Source organism: Streptomyces beigongshangae, assembly GCF_019710745.1.
Classification (GTDB): Bacteria; Actinomycetota; Actinomycetes; order Streptomycetales; family Streptomycetaceae; genus Streptomyces; species Streptomyces beigongshangae.
The window spans coordinates 20586-38399 of sequence record NZ_JAHKJW010000010.1; the positions used below are offsets into that span (position 1 = coordinate 20586).

The window sequence follows — 17814 nt, forward strand, 5'->3', positions numbered from 1 at the left end:
GGTTCTCCTTCCGAGAGGGCGTGCGCGGTCGGCGGGCGGGAAGAGCGGCAGGTCCTCACAGCCGTTCGATCACGGTGGCGATGCCGATGCCGCCACCGGCACAGAGGCTGACCACCGCCCGGCGCGCGGAGCGACGCTCCAGTTCGTCCAGGGCGGTGCCCACGAGCATCGCCCCGGTGGCGCCCAGCGGATGCCCCATGGCGATCGCACCCCCGTTGACGTTGACCTTCTCGACGGGCAGACCGAGGTCCTTGACATAACGGAGGACGACGGCGGCGAACGCTTCGTTGACCTCGAACAGGTCGATGTTGTCGACCGTCAGTCCGGCGAGGTCCAGCGCCTTCCGGGTCGCCGGGGCCGGCCCGGTGAGCATGATCGTCGGATCGGCACCGCTGACCGCGGTCGCCACGACCCGGGCGCGAGGCGCCAGGCCGAGCTCCGAGCCGGCCCGCTCCGTGCCGACCAGGACCAGGGCCGAACCGTCCACGACGCCGGAGGAGTTGCCCGGCGTGTGGACGTGTTCGATGCGCTCCAGCCAGTGGTACTTCTGCAGGGCCACCGCGTCGAAGCCCGCCATCGCGCCGATGCCGGCGAACGAGGGCTTCAGCCCGCCGAGTGTCGCCGCCGTCGTCTCCGGGCGGGGGTGCTCGTCCTGGGCGAGCACGGTGACCCCGTTGCGGTCCCGGACCGGCACCACGGACTTCGCGAAGTGGCCGCCGGACCACGCCTGCGCGGCACGCTCCTGGGACCGGACCGCGTAAGCGTCCACGTCCTCGCGGGAGAACCCCTCGATGGTCGCGATCAGATCGGCGCCGATGCCCTGCGGCACGAAGTACGTGTCGAACGCGGTCTCCGGGTCCGCGGCCATGGGGCCGCCGTCACTGCCCATCGGCACGCGCGACATGGACTCCACACCGCCCGCGATCACCAGCTGTTCCCAGCCGGAACGGACTTTCTGCGCCGCCGTGTTGACCGCCTCCAGGCCCGAGGCGCAGAACCGGTTGAGCTGGACGCCGGCCACCTGGTCCGGCAGTCCGGACGCCAGCGCCGCCGCTTTGGCGATGTTCATGCCCTGGTCCCCGACCGGGGAGACCACGCCGAGGACGACGTCGTCCAGCCGCTCCGGATCCAGCCCCGGGTGGCGGCGGCGGAGCTCCTCGATCAGGCCCGTCACCAGTGACAACGGTTTGACGTGGTACAGCGAACCCCGCTTGCCCCGGCCACGCGGGGTGCGGATCGCGTCGTAGACGAATGCTTCGGCCACTGTGCACTTCCTCTCCGCCGACGGGCGACCGCCCGCCGATCCGGACGCCTCCGGTGCGCCCGACGGCTCCGCCGGAGACAAGTGAAGACAAGTGAAGACAAGTAAGAGGCTCTATTGGCTATGCGTCAATAGAGGGTGCACGCTTCAACTGGCAACACGATCTATCCAGTTGACGGAAGTGTTGCAGGGCAAGCTGGTCGGTGTGAGCCCCTGCTGTCGCCCCTGTTGACTCATGGCCAAGAGGAGTTCAGTGTGGGGACCGCCCAGGAGTCCACCCACGTCATGGAGGGAGCCCGCCGTGGCCACAGCAGAGCAGCTGCACGAGTCCGTCGAAGGGCTGACGATCCCCGCGCTGCTGCGTCGCAACGCCCAGCGGTTCGCCGGACGTCCGGCGCTGACCACCGGCATCGGGTCGGACGCCGGAACGCTGTCGTGGTCGCAGTTGCGTGCGGAGGTCGCCGCTCTCACCCGCGGTCTCACGGCCCTTGGACTCGAACGGGGCGACCGCATGCTCGTCGCGATGTCCAAGCGGGCCGAGCACTGGGTCACCGACCTGGCCGCGATCCACGTCGGCGCCCTGTCGTGCAGCACGTACGACACGCTGAGCACCGACCAGATCGGAGCCGTCGCCCGGCACAGCGCCGCCACCGTCCTCGTCCTGGAGGGCAAGGAGCAACTGGACCGCTGGCAGCCGATCCTGGAGGACCGGCCGGATCTGCGCGCCGTCGTCCTCCTCGACTGGGACGCGGCCCCGCCCGGTGACCCGCGTTTCGTCAGCTACGCCGCCGTGCGCGGCGCGGTACCACCCGACGACGCCGCCTTCGAGGCGCTCACGGACGAGGCCACTCCCGACCAGCCGCTGGCCCTGGTGTACACCTCGGGCACGACCGGTGACCCGAAGGGCGTGGTGCTCTCGCACCGCAACGTGATCCACGAGTCCCTGATGCAGGACCGGCTCGTGCCCGTCCCGGAGCATCCGAGGTCGGTCGCGTACCTGCCGATGGCACACATCGCCGAGCGGGTGCTCGGGATCTACATGCCGATCTGCAACGCGGGCCACGTCACGATATGCCCGGAGCCCGACCGGCTCCTGCCCGCACTGCTCACCGTGCGCCCACAGGGCTTCTTCGGAGTGCCCCGGGTGTGGGAGAAGCTCGCGGCCGGCCTGAAGGCGAGGCTGGCGGCACTCGACGAACAGCAGACGGCGGCGGTGGCACAGGCCCGGAAGATCGCTCTTGAGGTGTATCGCCTTCGTTCCGGGGGCATGGACGTCCCGGCGGAGCTCGCCGAACCCCTGGAGCAACTCGACGAGCAGGTGATGCGGCCCCTGCGAAGGGCCGTGGGACTCGACGAATGCCACCGGGCCTTCAGCGGCGCGGCACCCATTCCCCCCGGCGTCCTGGAATTCCTGGCGAGCATGGGACTGCCGGTGTACGAGGTGTGGGGACTGAGTGAGACCACCGGCGCGGCGACGGTCAGCACACCCGAGGTGTTCGCGCTCGGCTCGGTCGGGCGGGCCGGGCCGGGGATCGAGGTGCGGGAAGCCGGTGACGGTGAACTTCTCGTCCGCGGCCCCGTCGTGTTCCTCGGCTACCTGCAGGCCGACGGCCGCATCGAGAGCGCGACCGACGCCGAGGGCTGGCTGCCCACCGGCGACGTCGGAACGGTCGACTCACGGGGGCTGGTCACCATCACCGACCGCAAGAAGGAAATCATCATCACCGACGCCGGCAAGAACATCGCCCCGACCAGGATCGAATCCCTGCTGCGTGCGCACCCCCTGGTCGCCCACGCGGTGGTGATCGGGGACCGACGGCGCTACGTCACCGCCCTGCTGGTGCTCGACGAGGACATGGCGCCGGTCTGGGCCAGGGCGAACGGGATCGACGGGTGCGACCTGGACGCGCTGACCCGCGACCCGGTGGTGCTGTCGGCCCTGGACGAGGCGGTTGCCGAGGCGAACGCGGTGCTCTCCCGCGCGGAGCAGGTGAAGAAGCACCTTGTCCTGGCCGGCCCCTGGACCGCGGAGAGCGGTGAGCTGACGCCCAAGCTGAGCTTGCGGCGCCGTGCCATCGACGAACTGCACGCCGCCGCGATCGAGTCGATGTACACGTGATGTACACGTAGGCCGGACACGCCGGACACGCCGGACACGCCGGACGTAGGGCAGACACGCCGGACCACGAAGGAGCAATGACCACATGGGCGTTCAGCGCGAGGCTCAGCGACGCCGGATGGAACCGGACGCCCGGCGCGCGGAGATACTCGGTGTCGCACGCGGACTGTTCGGCGCCCACAGCTACACCACGGTGTCCATCGCGGACATCGCCGCCGAGGCCGGTGTGGCGCGTGCCCTGGTCAGCCACTACTTCGGCAGCAAACGACAGCTCTACCTGGAGGTCGTCCGGCAGATGATGGTCGTCCCGGCCTCCGTCTCCGAGCGGCTCCCGCCGACCACGGCCGAGGAGCGCGTGTCGATCTGCGTCGACCGCTGGCTCGAAGTCGTGGAACGCAACCGGGACATGTGGCTGTCCGCGATCGGCCTGGAAGCCCTGGGCAACGATCCGGAGATCGACCAGATCATGCTCGAAGCCGACGAGATCGCCACCGACCGTGTTCTCGAGGCGGCGATGATGGCGGACGTCACCGAGGGCCGGCAGAAGCTCCGGGCGATGGTCCGCGCCCACAGCGGCATGCTGAAGGCAGCCTCCCGCGAATGGCTGGTGCGCGGCACCCTCAGCCGCAGCGACCTGCACGTGATGCTGACCCGCACCGTGCTCCACCTGGTCGACACCGTCTTCCCCGCCCTGCGGGACGAGTGAGAACACCTTCACGGCAGAACGTCCTTACAGCAGAACGTCCTTACGGCAGAACACCTTCACGGCCCTTGCCGAGGAAAGAGAGCATCATGCCCCGAGTCCTGTCAGACGAACGCCGTGATCTGGTCAAGACGATCGCCGACTTCTGCCGTCGTGAGTGCGGGACGAAGGAGCAGCGCGACAAACTGACCGCGGGCGGCCAGGAACAGCACAACCAGAAGCTGTACGAGAAGATGGCCGCGCTGGGCTGGCTCGGCATCGCGATCCCGGAGGAGTACGGAGGCGCGGGTCAGGGAATGACGGACCTCTGCCTGTTCCTCCAGGAGACCTCCTACGGGCTGGCGCCCATCGGCGGGTTCGGGACCACTGCCATCTCGGCCGCGGCCTACGAGAAGTTCGGCACCGAGGAGCAGAAGCGCACCGTACTCGAAGGTGTGGTCAACGGCCGGGTCGAGGCCGTCTCGATGTCGGAACCCGGCGCCGGCTCCGACGTGGGCGCCCTGACCTGTCGCGCGGAACGCACCGGCGGCGGTTACCTCGTCAACGGACAGAAGACGTGGTGCTCCAACGCGCACTTCGCGGACCATGTGCTGCTCATCGCGCGCACGGAGCGGGGCGGGTCCAAGCACCACGGCCTGACCCAGTTCATGCTGCCCACCGATGCCGAGGGCCTCCGGATCAGGGGCATCGACACCATGGGAGGCAAGGACGTCAACGACCTCTATCTCACGGACTGCTTCGTACCCGACTCCGCGGTCGTCGGTACCCCCGGACAGGGATGGGCCCAGCTCATGGCCGGGCTGAACCTGGAACGGATGATCCTCGCCGCCCTGATGCTGGGTGTCGCGCAGCGGGCGTTCGACGACACCCTCACCTATGTGCGCCAGCGGGAACAGTTCGGCAGGCCCATCGGCTCCTTCCAGGCGCTCAAGCACCGGATCGCGGACATGGCCACCGAACTCGAATGCGCGCGACTGCTCCTCGACGACGTGGCCGCCGCCATCGACGCCGAACCCGGCCGCGTATTCGCACGCGAGGCGTCCATGGCCAAACTCAAATGCACCGAACTCGCCAAGCACGTGGCCCTGGAGGGCATGCAGATGATGGGCGGTTACGGCTACGCCACGGAATACGGCATGGAAGCCCTGCTCCGGTCGACCGTCGTCTCCACGGTGTACGGCGGAACCAGCGAGATCCAGCGGGAGATCATCGGCAAGACCTACGGACTGTAGGGGAGGCGGTGCCGGCCACACGGTTCTGTGAGATGTCCGGCGTGGAACACCCCGTCACCCAGGGCGGTATGCAGTGGGTGGGGCGGGCGGAACTCCTCGCCGCAGCCGCCGACGCCGACGCGCTCGGATTTCTGGACGACATTCCGACCGTCCGGGACGGACATGAGGAGCGGCCTGTGGACGTTCCGCTGGTAGTGGGCGAACTCGTCATGAGTCATGCCCTCGCGACGCTTCAGCGTCATGACCATTTTGATCATGATGTCTGTCCGTTTCTGTTCGATGAGTGATGATTCGCCGGCCCGGTATCACCAGCCGGGGAATGCGCCGATACATGCGCCGGGACCGGTCGGGTGCGCACCACCGTTGACGGCAGGCCCCCGGCGGAGACTGCGGTGTCGGTGATCTGCGCGTTGTCCGTGACAGCAAGCCTGCGCCCGGCCGTGGAGCCGATCCAGGCACCGGCGGTACCTGGATCGGCTCCGCAGCACCCACGCACACTGGAGGCATGGACAGACAAGAGCTGGCCGGCTTCCTGCGCGGCAGGCGCGAGCGCATCACCCCTGCCGACGTGGGACTGCCCGCCGGGCCGCGCCGCCGCACCCCGGGGCTGTGCCGCGAGGAGGTGGCGCAGCTGGCGTTCATCTCGACCGAGTACTGCACGCGCCTCGAGCAGGCCCGCGGTCCGCGCCCCTCGCGCGAGGTACTCGCCGGCCTGGCTCGGGCCCTGCGCCTGTCGAACGCCGAGCGCGACCACCTGCACCACCTCGCCGGCGGCAGCGCGACGTTCGCCCGTCTGTGGGCCGCTCACGACGTGCGCCCCGACCTCACCCTGCGCAAGACCGTCGACCACCCCTGATCGGCCCCATCACCCTCAACTGCGATCTCCTCGACATCACCGACCAGGACCAACAGGTCGTGCTCTTCACGATCGGGCCCGGCTCTCCCGCGGAGCAGGCACTACGGCTGCTGTCGGTCGTCGGCACACAGCGTATGGACGTACCCGGCTGAGAAGTCCTTACGGAATGATCTCCATGTGCCGGACCTGGCGAAGGCACCGCCCATCCCGGCCGGGGCCATCCATCTGCTCACGCAGCCCGCCCTGACCGGCATGTCCCGCGAGCTGTTCGACCGGCTCGTGGACCCGGTCTACCGGTTCGCGGCTTCGCGAGGGGCGATCCGGTTCGTGCGGCCGACCGCGCGGCCCACTGCGTTGCGCACCGCGAGGCCCTGCCGGGTGCGGGGCACCATGAGCCGGGAGAGCGGACCGACGCGTCGCTGCCGCGGACCCACCTCACGGCGCAGCCGTGTCTCGTAGGCTGCGAAGGCGCGGGCGTGATCACCGGGATGGGCGGTGAGTTCTTCCGCAAGGGTGTACGCGCCCGCCATCGCCATGCTGGACCCGTCGCCCAGCAGGGCTGTCGCCGCCGCCGCGTCCCCGAGCAGTACGACCCGTCCGCGGGACCACGAGGGCATCCGGACGGTGGTCAAGGGATCGAAGAACGGGGCCGGGTGGTCGAGGAACGCCGCCACGAGTTCCGGTGCCCGCCACGGCACGTCGGCGTAGGCGTCGGCCACGGTCTGCTTGTGAAGGGCGACGTTCTTGCGGTCGTGGGGCGTCGGCTGTGCGGGCCGGAAGGTGAAGATCGCGAGCGGGGTGGTCCGCGAGGGGTGGACGACGAGCATCCGGTTGGGCACGGTCAGCATCGTCATCTCGCTCGGGTCCTCGACGGCGTCGGGTTCCAGCGGCACGGTCGCGCCGTACAGGCCCAGGTCGCCGGCGAACTGCTGCTCGGGTCCGAATACCAGGCGCCGTACGGTGGAGTGCATCCCATCGGCACCGACGACCAGGTCGAAGCGCCGTGGCGCGGACCGCCGGAAGGTGACGTCGACCCCGCCTCCGTCCTGGTCGAGAGCGGTGACCGTGTCGTCGAACACGAACTCGGTCTCGGCCTGCGCCGACCGGTGGAGCACCTCGGACAGGTCGGCCCGGGTCACCTCGACCGTCGGCGCCTTGCCGGAGGCGAGCGGGAGTTGCAGGATTCGCCTGCCTCCGGGGTCGAGCAGGGTCAGTGACCGATTGCGGGTGGCGAGTCCGCGGAGCTGCGGGAGGATGCCCATGCGGTCGGCGACCGGGATCGCGGGCCCCTTCACGACGATCGCGCTCCCGCCGGAGCGCAGCTGCCGGGCGTGTTCGACGACCGTCGGCCGGTATCCGTTGCGGGAGAGCCAGTAGGCGAGTGCGGGTCCTGCAATTCCGGCACCAATTATCAGCACCTCGGGCTTCTTCATGAAGACGACCTCTCGGAGTGTCGGTGACCAGGTCCCGGCGAGCGCCGGGCAGGGGCTCAGTGAGCGACGGCAGGGGGCAGCGCGACCGGACCAAGGTACGAAAAATTTCGTACCTCAGTGGAGCACATCCTTCAGGTACGATTCAAGTCGTACCTGAAGGGAGTGCCGTGTGGCCGGGAAGAACCTGGGCGGCCCGGAGGCCGATGCGCTCGATCTGGGGGCGGTGTTCCGCGCCCTCGCCGACGAGCACCGTCGTTCGGTGATGACGAGGCTGGCCGCCGACCGCAGCGACAGCGAGCGGGGCTGCAACTCCTTCGATCTTCCGATCTCGAAGCAGACCCAGACCCACCACTTCCGGGTCCTGCGCGAGGCGGGTCTCATCGACGAGATCGACTACGGCAACCGCAAGGGCGTCCGGCTGCGGCGCGCGGACATCGAGAAGAGATTCCCCGGGCTGCTCGCGCTCCTGGAAGCAGAGTCCCCGGGCGGTGCCGCTCCTCGCTGAGCACACCGGGGAGGAGTCCGGGTCGGCCCTGGGCCGCGAGCTCGACCGGATCCAGCCGTAGGGGACGCGGGTGCGGGAGACCGCCCTGAAGCGTCGGCCAGGAGACCGTCAAGATGTATTGATAAATAATGCATGGAGCTATCATGGGCCCGCGCTCGCAGGCCTTGGGGCGCCCCGGTCCGCGCACCTCGGGTGCGCCCGACGTACGAGGAGATGGCGGCATGGCGGCCTACAGCGCCCGCGGTGTGCACGGGCAGGTGGTCCAGTCGCTCGGAGCCCGCATCGTGGGCGGTGCCGTGCCCGAGGGCACCACGCTGGAACTGCGGGTGCTCGGGGAGGAACTGGACGTCAGCCTGACCGTCATGCGCGAGTCGCTGAAGGTCCTGGCGGGCAAGGGGCTCGTCGACGCGCGGCAGAAGCGGGGCACGTTCGTCAGGGAGCGCAGGTACTGGAACCTGCTCGACGCGGACGTCATCCGCTGGCACGTCGAGGAGGGCGCGGGCGAGGAACTGATGCGGGATCTCGCCGACGTCCGCTCCATCGTCGAGCCGGCGGCCGCGCGCCGCGCCGCCCTGCACCGGACGGACGCCGACCTCAAGGCCATGGAGGCCGCCCTCACCTCCATGGGGCGGGCCCGGGCGGACTCCTCCGACGCCGCCGAGGCCGACGCCGCCTTCCACCGCGCCCTCCTGGCGGCCACCGGCAACGAGATGCTGGCCCGCATGGACATGCTGCTGGAGCCGGGTCTGCGGGAGCGTGACCGCCTCGTCCACGCCCATGCCTCCGCGGGCGACCCCGTACCCAGTCACCGTGCCGTTCTCGACGCCGTGCGCGACGGCGATCCGGTCCGGGCCGAACTCGCCATGCTCGAACTCCTGGCGAAGGCGGTCGAGGACCTGGACCAGCTCACCGGAGGCGCTGCGGTCCCGGCGGGCCGCCGTTCCTCCGGCCGGGCGCACTGACCCTGCGTCCTCCGCGGGGCCGGGGCCCTGTGATCGGCGCCTCAGGCGGGAGGTTTGGCCTTCTCCGTTAATTCATATTTAATAATGGAGTCAGGTCGGGCGCAGCCACCGCCGGCCGGCGGTGCCCGGCCGTACCGAGGAGAAGCATGAAGATCACCCGCGTCGAGACCTTCGCGGTGCCGCCCCGCTGGCTGCTGTGCCGGGTCGAGACGGACGACGGCGTCGTCGGCTGGGGGGAACCGGTGGTCGAGGGCCGCGCCGCCACCGTGCGCGCGGCCGTGCGCGAACTGTCCGAACTGCTCGTCGGGCGTGACCCGCTGCGGATCGAGGACCACTGGCAGACCATGACCAAGGGCTCGTTCTACCGCGGCGGCCCGGTCCTCTCCAGTGCGGTCGCCGGCCTGGACCAGGCCCTGTGGGACATCGCGGGCAAGGTGTACGGCGCCCCCGTGCACCAGTTGCTCGGCGGCCCCGTCCGCGAGCGGGTACGGGCCTACACCTGGGTGGGCGGCGACGAACCCGGCCAGATCGCCGAAGCCGTACGGCAGCAGGTGGAGGCCGGTTTCACCGCGGTGAAGATGAACGCCTCCGGGCGCATGAACCGGCTGGCGACCACCCGCGACATCGACGAGGTCGTCTCCCGCGCCGCCGCCCGCGAGGCGCTCGGACCGGACCGGGACTTCGCCGTCGACTTCCACGGCCGGTTCACGGTCGCCAACGCGGCCAAGGTGCTCCCGCACCTGGCCCCCTTCAACCCGCTCTTCGTCGAGGAGCCCGTCCTGCCCGAGTACACCCACCGGCTGCGCGACCTGGTCACGGCGTCCCCGGTGCCCCTGGCCACCGGGGAACGCCTCTACTCGCGCACCGACGTGCTCCCCGCCCTCACCGCCGGAGTCGCGGTCCTCCAGCCCGACCCCTCCCACGCCGGAGGCATCTCCGAGGTCCGCAGGATCGCCGCGCTCGCGGAGACCTTCGACGTGCTCCTCGCCCCGCACTGCCCCCTGGGACCGGTGTCGCTCGCCGCCAGCCTCCAGGTCGCGTTCAGCACGCCGAACTTCCTGATCCAGGAGCAGAGCATAGGCATCCACTACCACGTGGGGACCGGCCCCCTGGACTACCTGATCGACACCGCGCCGCTGCGCTTCCGCGACGGCCACCTGGTGCGGACCGCGGCCCCGGGCCTCGGCATCGAGGTGGACGAGAAGGCGGTCCGCGACGCCGACGGCACCGTCGCCGACTGGCACAACCCGCTGTGGCGGCACACCGACGGCTCCTGCGCCGAGTGGTGATCCCCGCAGGCCCCCGACCTCCGTGCCCGACCCTCCTGGACGTGAACATGAGCCTTCCGCACCCCCCGAACACCGACGGCTTCTCCGCCGCGCTGCGGCGCACCCGCCTGGCCGCCATCGTGCGCGGTCCCGACGCCGACGCCGCCCTGCGCACGGTCCTGACCCTGCTCGACGAGGGCGTGGACCTCGTCGAGGTCTCCCTCAACACCGCCGACGCCCTCGGTGTCATTCGCCGGGCCGTCGCCGAGGCCGGTCCCTCGGCCCACGTCGGGGCCGGGACCGTGCTGACCGAGGAGGACGTCGCCCGCGCCCGGGACGCGGGCGCGAGCTGGATCGTGACCCCCGCGCTCACGGAATCCGTGGCGGCCTCGGTCCGCGCCGGACTGCCGGTCCTGGCCGGCGCCCTCACCCCGACCGAGGCCGTGGCCGCGCACCGGGCCGGGGCCGACGCCGTGAAGCTGTTCCCCGCCTCCGTCGGCGGCCCCGCCTACCTCAAGGCCCTGCGCGACCCCTTCCCCGACCTGTCCTTCGTGCCGGTCGGCGGGGTGGACCCCGTCAGCGCGGCGCAGTACCTCGGACACGGAGCCGTCGCGGTCGGGGTGGGCTCGCCCCTGGTGGGCGACGCCGTGCAGGGCGGCGACCTGGACGCCCTGCGTGAACGCGCCCGCCGCTTCGTCGCCCTCTGCGCCCACGGCGCCCCGCAGGGGCCGGCATGACCGCCGCCCCGGGGACCCCGGGCGGCCTCGACGCCCCAGCCGTCCCGGGCCCTCCGAGTACCGGATCCGACCCCGTCGACGTGCTCACGTTCGGTGAGACCATGCTCGCCGCGCAGCTCCCCGGCCCGCTCGCCGTCGGAGCCGAGGCGCGGACCACCATCGCCGGCGCCGAGTCCAACGTGGCGATCGGCCTGGCCCGGCTGGGCCACCGGGCCGCCTGGGCCGGGCTCGTCGGCGACGACGAGCCCGGGCGCCTGGTCCTGCGCACGCTCCGCGCCGAAGGGGTCGACACCACCTGGGCCGGCGTCCGCTCCGAGGCCCCCACCGGAGGCTTGCTCCGCGAGCGGCGCGTCGCCGACCTGGTACGCGTCCATTACTGGCGCAGCCACTCGGCCGCCTCCCTGCTCACCCCCGCCCATCTCGCACCCGCCCTGGACGCCGGGGCGCGCGTCCTGCACCTGACCGGCATCACCGCCGCCCTCGGCGTCGGCCCGCTGCGGGCGGTGCACGAGGCAGCCGCCCATGCGCACACCCACGGCTGGACCGTCGCCCTGGACGTCAACCACCGGCAGCGGCTGTGGACGGACGGGGAAGCGGGCAGGGCACTGCTGCCCCTGCTGCCGTACGTCACCGTCCTGATCGCCTCCGACGACGAACTGCCCGTGGTGACCCACACCCTGGGTGAACGGCCCGAGGGGGAGGAGCGGGCCGTCGCCGCGCTGCTGGACGCCGGCGTGCGCGAAGTCGTCGTCAAACGCGGGGGAGAGGGGGCCGCCCTGCGCGACCGGGACGGCTCACAGCACACGGTCCCCGCTCTGCGCGTGCCCGTACGGGACACGGTCGGCGCGGGCGACGCCTTCTGCGCCGGTTACCTCTCCGGCCTGCTCGACCACCTGCCGCCCGGCGAACGACTGGCCCGCGCCAACACGCTCGGGGCCTTCGCCGTCGCCTCGGACGGCGACTGGGAAGGGCTGCCCCGGCGCGACGAACTGCCGCTGCTCGCCGCGGCCCCCGGAACGACGATCCGCTGACCGCCCACGCCCACGCCCACCGGGAGCCCACCCCATGACCGACCTGACGCCTCTGGACGCGCCGGGCCGCCTGGACCTCGGCGAGGGCGTCCGCTGGAGCGACGGCCGACTGGTCTGCGTCGACATCCTCACCGGCCGTCTCCTGACACCCGGCGACGGCGGCGCGGGCCCGCTGCGGACCCTCGTCCGGCTGGACGTCCCCCTGGGTGCGGTCGCCCCGGTCGCCGGCCGGCCCGGCACCTGGATCGCCACGGCCGGTACCGGTGTCTGCCTGCTGGACCGGGACGCGGCCCCCGAGTGGCTGGCCACCCCCGAGCGGGACGCGCCGACGGCGATGCGCATGAACGACGGACGCGCCGACCCGCACGGCCGGTTCTGGGCCGGGAGCACGGCGTACGACGGGACACCCGGCGCGGGGTCGCTGTACCGGGTCGACCCCGGCGGCACGGTCACGCGCGTCCTCGACGGCCTCACCATTCCCAACGGGCCCGTCCTCGACCGCGAAGGCACCACGATGTATCCCGCGGACAGCGCGCGCGGCGTCGTACGGCGCCACCGCGTGGACCCGCGCGACGGCGGCCTCGACGCGGGCGAGGAGTTCGTCCGGATCGGGGACGGCAGCCCCGACGGCATGGCCGTGGACGCCGAGGGCGCGGTGCGGACGGCGGTCGCGTGGAGGAGGGGGCTGTCGAGTGGGAGCCCGGTCATGAAGCGGGAACGTTGTTCCGGTGGTGAGGGGACCGGTGCACCACCGGTCCCCTCAGACTCAGCCGGCCGGAGCCAGTTTCTTCGGGTCGACGGTCCGGCCGGCCGGGGGAGCGGTGGCTTCGACGGGCTTGTCGTAGTCGCTGAACGTCATGCTGCCGGGGTTCTTGCCGCCGGTGGTGGCGAACTTCAGCAGGTAGGGCTTGCCCTCGGTCGCGACGTACAGGGTGAAGGTCTCCGCTCCGTCCTTCTTCTTCAGCACGATGGCCTCCTTGCCGCCGACGGTGGCGGTGCCGGACTTCCTCATGCCCTGGCGCTCGGACTTGTCCTTGTCCAGCGCGGCGAGGAACGCCTGCTTGTCACAGATGTCCTGCATGCTCGCGTCACTCGTGGGGGTCTTGACCCACTTCCCTTCCAGCTGCGCAATGACCTTCTCCGCGCCCTGCTGGCCCTTCAGCGAGGCCGCCCAGAACGCCTCGTTGCCCCTGACGTACTTCTTTCCGGCGGTCTCGATGATCTCGGCCGTGGTGCCCTGTCCACTCATGGTGCCGGTGCACGCGTCCTTGGTGTCCGCCCGCACATCGATCTCGACAGGCTGCCCCTGTTCCTCGACGGTGCCGACCATGCGGACGGAGCGGGCGGCCTTGGTGGCCCTGCTGGCCTTGTCCGCGACCGCGTCCGCACTCTGTCCCGCGAACGGCTTCTTCTCATCCCCGTCGGACGAACCGCTGCTCCCGCCACATGCCGTCGTCCCGGTCAGACCCGCACACACCAGCACGGCCACCGCGATCGTGCTATTCGACTTCATGTCTTCTCCCCCTGACGAATAGATGAACCCCGTGAAATGACGGCTGGTCACCACACCGTCCAATGAAGATCCAACTACCCCCCATCGCAACATCTGCACGCCTGGATTCTCTCGCCAGGGCGGTATGGGTTCTCTGGGGAGGCGGCAGGCCGTCAGAGCGCGGCGCCGGGCGAAGGGCATGAACGCCGGCGCTGTTGCGGCGGCCCTCGCGGAAGCGCGGTTCGGCGCCCGGCGGGCGTCCCGGCACGAGGACCTCGCCGACGGCGTCCGGGCCGAGCCGGCCGCCGAAGCCGCGGCCGCCGCGGTGCGGGAGGCGGAGCTGCGCGGGCCGCCCGGGGCGCGGCCCGCGCCGACGGCCTCCAGGCGCTGCGCGAGCTGGGCAGGCTGGAGCAGACCGAGCCCCGTGCCGGAGACGAAGACGTCCGTGACGAGCCGACCCGGCGAGTCGGCGGCTACGCCGACGCCGACCAACTGGCGTTCGCGGCCCGGATCGCCACCACCGAGCCCGAAGCAGCCGGCGCATTCGCCGCGTTCCTCGCCCGCGCTCACCCCGTCCGCTGATCACCGATGGTGACTGTTGGGCTGTCACACCCACGTGTCACGCTCCCCCGATCCGGCTGTCACGCTGGGGTGTCATGCTGCCCATCGGGCGCGTAATCACGGGGTCGACCCCCGTTTTTCAGGCACACCGGGCAGCGTGACACTTCCTCCGGATGCGGCTGCGGAGCGTAACCGCCGGATCGGTTCCGGGCGGGCCGGCGGGTACGGAAGAATCCCCGGAGTGAGAAGATGGCGGGGGTTCTCCGTTGTCGCGCTGTCGAACCATCCGGCTGGTTTCCGCTGCGTTCTTCGAGATGCACGACGACTTCGAGATGAGCGACGAGTGGTTCGCCTTGCCTCGCCGCCATCTCCCCGAAGGGGATATGATCGATATCTACCGTAAGCTCTTTTTGATTCCTCTGCGCCATTCGGCGCACCGAAATGAAACCGTCAGTTGACACCCAATGCCATGACGAGGGGCGCTACCTGACGGATGCGTGTTGCCGACCGAGTGGCACTCACTTCAGTGTCTTCCCGAACAGGGTGTCGGAGGCCATGTATCCAGTGATTACTGGGCAGTTGACCTCAGAGTTCTGTGGTAGCGTCCTCGTTCGGAGGGACAGTGCAACCTGAAAGGGAAATCGTGAACACAGAGAAGATCACCGCTCGCCGCCTCTCGCTGGAAGAGGTGTCGAAGCTCGGCGTGAAGGACAGGATTTTCGTTTCCGCCGACACGGCAGAACTCAAGATTCCCGACTGCTATGTCCCTGCTTTCCTGATCAAGTCCGGTGAGGATTTCGAGGGCGGTTCGATCACGGCGAGAACCGTATTTAAGGAAGAGGTTTCCTGCCTTCCTGACGACGAGAACGAAGCCGGAGTCTACTTGGCCGACGAAAGCGGCTCGGTGACCATCGAAGTCCTCCAGTCCGCTGGTGTCGTGCTGGACTTGGCGCTTTTCGTCCCTGGCGGGGACAAGGGGGCTCTCACGGCTCTTTACGCTGCTGCCCGGCAGGCGTTCGGTGCCGACGTCGTGCAGATTTGGCGCCAGGGCCTCAAGGAGGTTCCCGACGTGAAGGTCGACATCTTCGAGGAGCAGATTCCCCGGGGGCGCAAGGGGGGCGACAACCCCAAGCGTGACCGTCGCGCGATCGACACCTACCCCACCCGTGCGGACTTCATCGAGTTCTCCGCGGGTTGGAAGCCGGTCGTTGAGATTCACAAGCCGATTGTTGACGACACCCCGACTATCTGAGGCGGCGTTTTCTCTCGTTCTCGGCCTGAGGAAACGCCGAGAACGCATGCGCCGGGCCCGGTTGACCCCCGAGCGGCCCAGGAAGCCGTCAGAAATCTTAACAAGGTCTTGTTGAGGTGTCCTGGTCGAGCGTGGCGGAGGGCTGATGCAGCAGCTCGCTGCTCCTTTTTGTGTCGAGCTTGTATCGAACTCGCCGGGCCAAGCCATCCGGGCGTCCTGCCCGGTACCGATCCCACCGGGTGAACCAGGCATTATGATCCGGGCTCTTCGCCGTGCTTGGCGCACTGCGGAGAGTCCGGAAGGTTCGCCCCTGACCGGCGATGTCAGGTGTGAATGACGGAGGCAGACCATGGAACCAGGCGCGGACGCGGGTTCGCTGGACTGGGCGAGGGTCTGAATTGAGGTGGGTCCTCTGGAGTGGACATCCTGACAACAGATCTTGATGGTCCAGGGAGGGATGTCCAGGCGGGACGCAAGTCTCCGTACCCGGAGGGGTTCCGGAAAGACGCCGTCGCGCTCTGCCGCGCCGCGGCGGGCAAGCGGACGTACGCGGCGGTGGCCGCGGATCTCGGCTCGCCGCGGAGTCGCTGCGGACGCGGGTCCGCAAGGCCGAGGCCGAGGCCGCGCCTGCATGCTGCGACGTGGGCGGGAGCGAGGCGCAGGAGCTGGCCCGGCTGCGGGCGCAGAACGCCCGGCTGCTCGAGGCCGAGAAGGAATGGCACCCGGAGCGCGAAATTTTGCGCCGGGCCGCCGCCTGTTTCGCCTGGCGGGGTGAAGTGAGCCCTGGCCGCTGGGACTTCCTCTCCGGCAATCGAGCGGACTTCGGCGTCAAGCGGATCTGCCGTGTGCTCGGGACGTCTCGCGCCGGCTACTGCCGGCATCTGAGGCATTCCGCGCTCGGCCATCTCACGCCGGCCGAGTGTGAACAACGACTGATCACAACACGTGATCTTTCACTCGTCGCGTGAAAGCCGGTGTCCACACCCGGGAATCAACCTGATCAGCGACATTCCCTTAGATTTACACCCCCCCAACCCCGTGAGCTCAGCAGTCGTCCTTGTGAAGCGCGTCGGTCGAGACCTCAGCTGGAGTGCTGATCAGATGCTGGAGGTGGCAAATGAAGTCCGGATCGTCGAGACGGGAGTCGGTGACACGGTCGCGCACATCGGTGAGGAGCCATTCCACCAGCTCCGCAGTGGCGTGGTACTCGCCGTAGAACCCAAAGCTCAGGTCGGTGATCTGCCACTCGAACAGCACGTCGGCCATCAGATCCGCCAAGTGCGCGTCGGCGGCCGGGGTCCGGGTGGCGGTCCATACGTCCAGCCAGGGGCGCAGGCTGTCGGTGACGACGGTGATGAGGCCGAGGGTGTCCCTGATGGACACCGGCCTGGGGTGGGTGTGCAAGGTGGCCTGCCACCATGCGGTCCAGACGTTGTGAAGAGCGTCGGCCAGGGGCGCGTCCCAGGTGCTCCAGCCCGCTTCGACCAGGCGGGTGGCGATCAGCTCCTCGGAGACGTAGGGCTGACTGGTGACAAGGGGGCGGATGATGCGCGGGACGAGACGGCGGTAGAGACGCGGGAAGTCGTCCCAGTGGCTGGGCACCTCTCCGGCGGCCGCGACCACTGTGTCGTCGGGTATGAGGTGCAGCGGTTCGGAGAGTTCGGCGAGTCCCTCCTCGCCGTAGCAGTACGTGCAGCCACCGATGGGGAACGGCTCTTCAGAGGCGAAGGCGCGGTCCAGCGCGTCGAGGGCTGTCATGAGCTGCTGATGGTGTGACATGGCGACCCACCGAGGGACTCCGTCCGGGTGACCGGCGAAGATTGCAGGCTATCAAGCTGGGCCGGAGTCGACGCTGCGGACCGAACCCTCACCACCCGACTGCAACTCGGAATTCCCAGTAGACGAATGCACGCCCATGGCCAACCTCGGAGCGAGGCAGTTGGAGTCCGGTCGCGGTCCCGTCCGTCGGTGGCCGGTGACGCCGCCCGCCCCGTCCTGCCTTGCCTTGCCTTATGTTGGCGGGACCTGGACCTGTCGCCTGACAGCGTCCGTACCCCACCCCCTCGGCGGCAGGTCGACGAGGCGCTCGCCGCAGCCTTCGGCCCCACGCCCCAGGCTGCCGCGCCCGACACGGAGGCTCGGCCCGGGGTGTCCGGTGTGGACAGCATCGAGGGCCCCGTCGCCCGGTTCACCTCGGAGGGAACGTACGGCGTGACCGGAAGGCGAGGCCGGCAGCGGGTATCCCAGATTCTACCCTGGGCGTACCGTCTGACCTGGCGAATAGGGGAGAACTAGTCATTCCGTGCGTCCTGTTGCCCTCGGGTGTGCCCGTGTGACCCTTTTGGCGCCGCAATTCGGGCGGTTAGAACGGCGGGCACGGCCGTGTACGCCGCGGTCGGTCG

General features: G+C 69.9%; 15 protein-coding genes and 3 pseudogenes. 14 read left to right on the forward strand and 4 right to left on the reverse strand.

All coding sequences use genetic code 11. The features are described 5' to 3' along the window. Nucleotides 1-55 precede the first annotated feature (55 nt). Nucleotides 56-1264: an acetyl-CoA C-acetyltransferase gene (locus KM933_RS09805; protein WP_221350331.1), complete on the reverse strand. Its 1209-nt coding sequence runs from the start codon at nt 1262-1264 to the stop codon at nt 56-58. 298 nt (nt 1265-1562) lie between these two features. On the opposite strand from KM933_RS09805, the gene KM933_RS09810 reads away from it, so the two are divergent. From KM933_RS09810 to KM933_RS09830, 5 genes and pseudogenes are all read left to right on the forward strand, one after another. Continuing rightward, nucleotides 1563-3380: an AMP-dependent synthetase/ligase gene (locus KM933_RS09810; protein WP_221350333.1), complete on the forward strand. Its 1818-nt coding sequence runs from the start codon at nt 1563-1565 to the stop codon at nt 3378-3380. A gap of 85 nt (nt 3381-3465) precedes the next feature. Continuing rightward, nucleotides 3466-4086 (forward strand): TetR/AcrR family transcriptional regulator, encoded by a 621-nt coding sequence (locus KM933_RS09815; protein WP_260333315.1) that lies wholly within the window; start codon nt 3466-3468, stop codon nt 4084-4086. A gap of 86 nt (nt 4087-4172) precedes the next feature. Further along, entirely contained in the window at nt 4173-5315 is a 1143-nt protein-coding gene (locus KM933_RS09820) for an acyl-CoA dehydrogenase family protein (RefSeq protein WP_221350335.1), read from the forward strand. 32 nt (nt 5316-5347) lie between these two features. Beyond that, the gene (locus KM933_RS09825) at nt 5348-5602 is read left to right on the forward strand and encodes a hypothetical protein (protein WP_221350618.1); all 255 of its coding nucleotides are present in this window, start codon (nt 5348-5350) and stop codon (nt 5600-5602) included. A 218-nt stretch (nt 5603-5820) separates the two neighbouring features. Continuing rightward, nucleotides 5821-6323 (forward strand): annotated as a pseudogene (locus KM933_RS09830) (MmyB family transcriptional regulator). A 138-nt stretch (nt 6324-6461) separates the two neighbouring features. Here KM933_RS09830 and KM933_RS09835 read toward each other — a convergent pair. After that, nucleotides 6462-7604 carry an FAD-dependent monooxygenase gene (locus KM933_RS09835; RefSeq protein ID WP_221350337.1) on the reverse strand — a complete coding sequence of 381 codons (1143 nt, stop codon included), beginning with the start codon at nt 7602-7604 and terminating at the stop codon, nt 6462-6464. 169 nt (nt 7605-7773) lie between these two features. Here KM933_RS09835 and KM933_RS09840 point away from each other — a divergent pair, with 169 nt between their 5' ends. The 6 genes and pseudogenes from KM933_RS09840 to KM933_RS39140 form a co-directional block, all read left to right on the forward strand. Then, the gene (locus tag KM933_RS09840) at nt 7774-8109 is read left to right on the forward strand and encodes an ArsR/SmtB family transcription factor (RefSeq protein ID WP_221350339.1); all 336 of its coding nucleotides are present in this window, start codon (nt 7774-7776) and stop codon (nt 8107-8109) included. A gap of 221 nt (nt 8110-8330) precedes the next feature. Further along, entirely contained in the window at nt 8331-9071 is a 741-nt protein-coding gene (locus tag KM933_RS09845) for a FadR/GntR family transcriptional regulator (RefSeq protein WP_221350341.1), read from the forward strand. 146 nt (nt 9072-9217) lie between these two features. Continuing rightward, nucleotides 9218-10360, forward strand: coding sequence for a galactonate dehydratase (gene dgoD / locus KM933_RS09850; RefSeq protein WP_221350343.1), 1143 nt, complete (start codon nt 9218-9220; stop codon nt 10358-10360). 47 nt (nt 10361-10407) lie between these two features. After that, nucleotides 10408-11076: a bifunctional 4-hydroxy-2-oxoglutarate aldolase/2-dehydro-3-deoxy-phosphogluconate aldolase gene (locus tag KM933_RS09855; protein WP_221350344.1), complete on the forward strand. Its 669-nt coding sequence runs from the start codon at nt 10408-10410 to the stop codon at nt 11074-11076. Beyond that, nucleotides 11073-12107: a sugar kinase gene (locus KM933_RS09860; RefSeq protein WP_221350346.1), complete on the forward strand. Its 1035-nt coding sequence runs from the start codon at nt 11073-11075 to the stop codon at nt 12105-12107. The genes KM933_RS09855 and KM933_RS09860 overlap by 4 nt, the downstream gene beginning before the upstream one ends. A gap of 34 nt (nt 12108-12141) precedes the next feature. After that, nucleotides 12142-12720: pseudogene (locus KM933_RS39140) on the forward strand (SMP-30/gluconolactonase/LRE family protein); the annotation flags it as partial. Between the two features lie 153 nt (nt 12721-12873). Here KM933_RS39140 and KM933_RS39145 read toward each other — a convergent pair. After that, nucleotides 12874-13620: a hypothetical protein gene (locus KM933_RS39145; RefSeq protein ID WP_260333356.1), complete on the reverse strand. Its 747-nt coding sequence runs from the start codon at nt 13618-13620 to the stop codon at nt 12874-12876. 854 nt (nt 13621-14474) lie between these two features. Here KM933_RS39145 and KM933_RS09870 point away from each other — a divergent pair. The 3 genes and pseudogenes from KM933_RS09870 to KM933_RS40565 all read left to right on the forward strand — a co-directional run. Beyond that, a complete protein-coding gene (locus KM933_RS09870) occupies nt 14475-14618 on the forward strand; it encodes a hypothetical protein (RefSeq protein WP_221350349.1) in 144 nt (47 codons plus the stop codon). Nucleotides 14619-14803: 185 nt separating this feature from the next. Further along, the gene (locus KM933_RS09875; RefSeq protein WP_221350351.1) at nt 14804-15412 is read left to right on the forward strand and encodes a hypothetical protein; all 609 of its coding nucleotides are present in this window, start codon (nt 14804-14806) and stop codon (nt 15410-15412) included. 426 nt (nt 15413-15838) lie between these two features. After that, nucleotides 15839-16296: pseudogene (locus KM933_RS40565) on the forward strand (IS3-like element ISRhosp1 family transposase); the annotation flags it as partial. Nucleotides 16297-16456: 160 nt separating this feature from the next. Here KM933_RS40565 and KM933_RS09885 read toward each other — a convergent pair. Further along, entirely contained in the window at nt 16457-17191 is a 735-nt protein-coding gene (locus KM933_RS09885) for a hypothetical protein (RefSeq protein ID WP_221350355.1), read from the reverse strand. Nucleotides 17192-17814 lie beyond the last annotated feature (623 nt).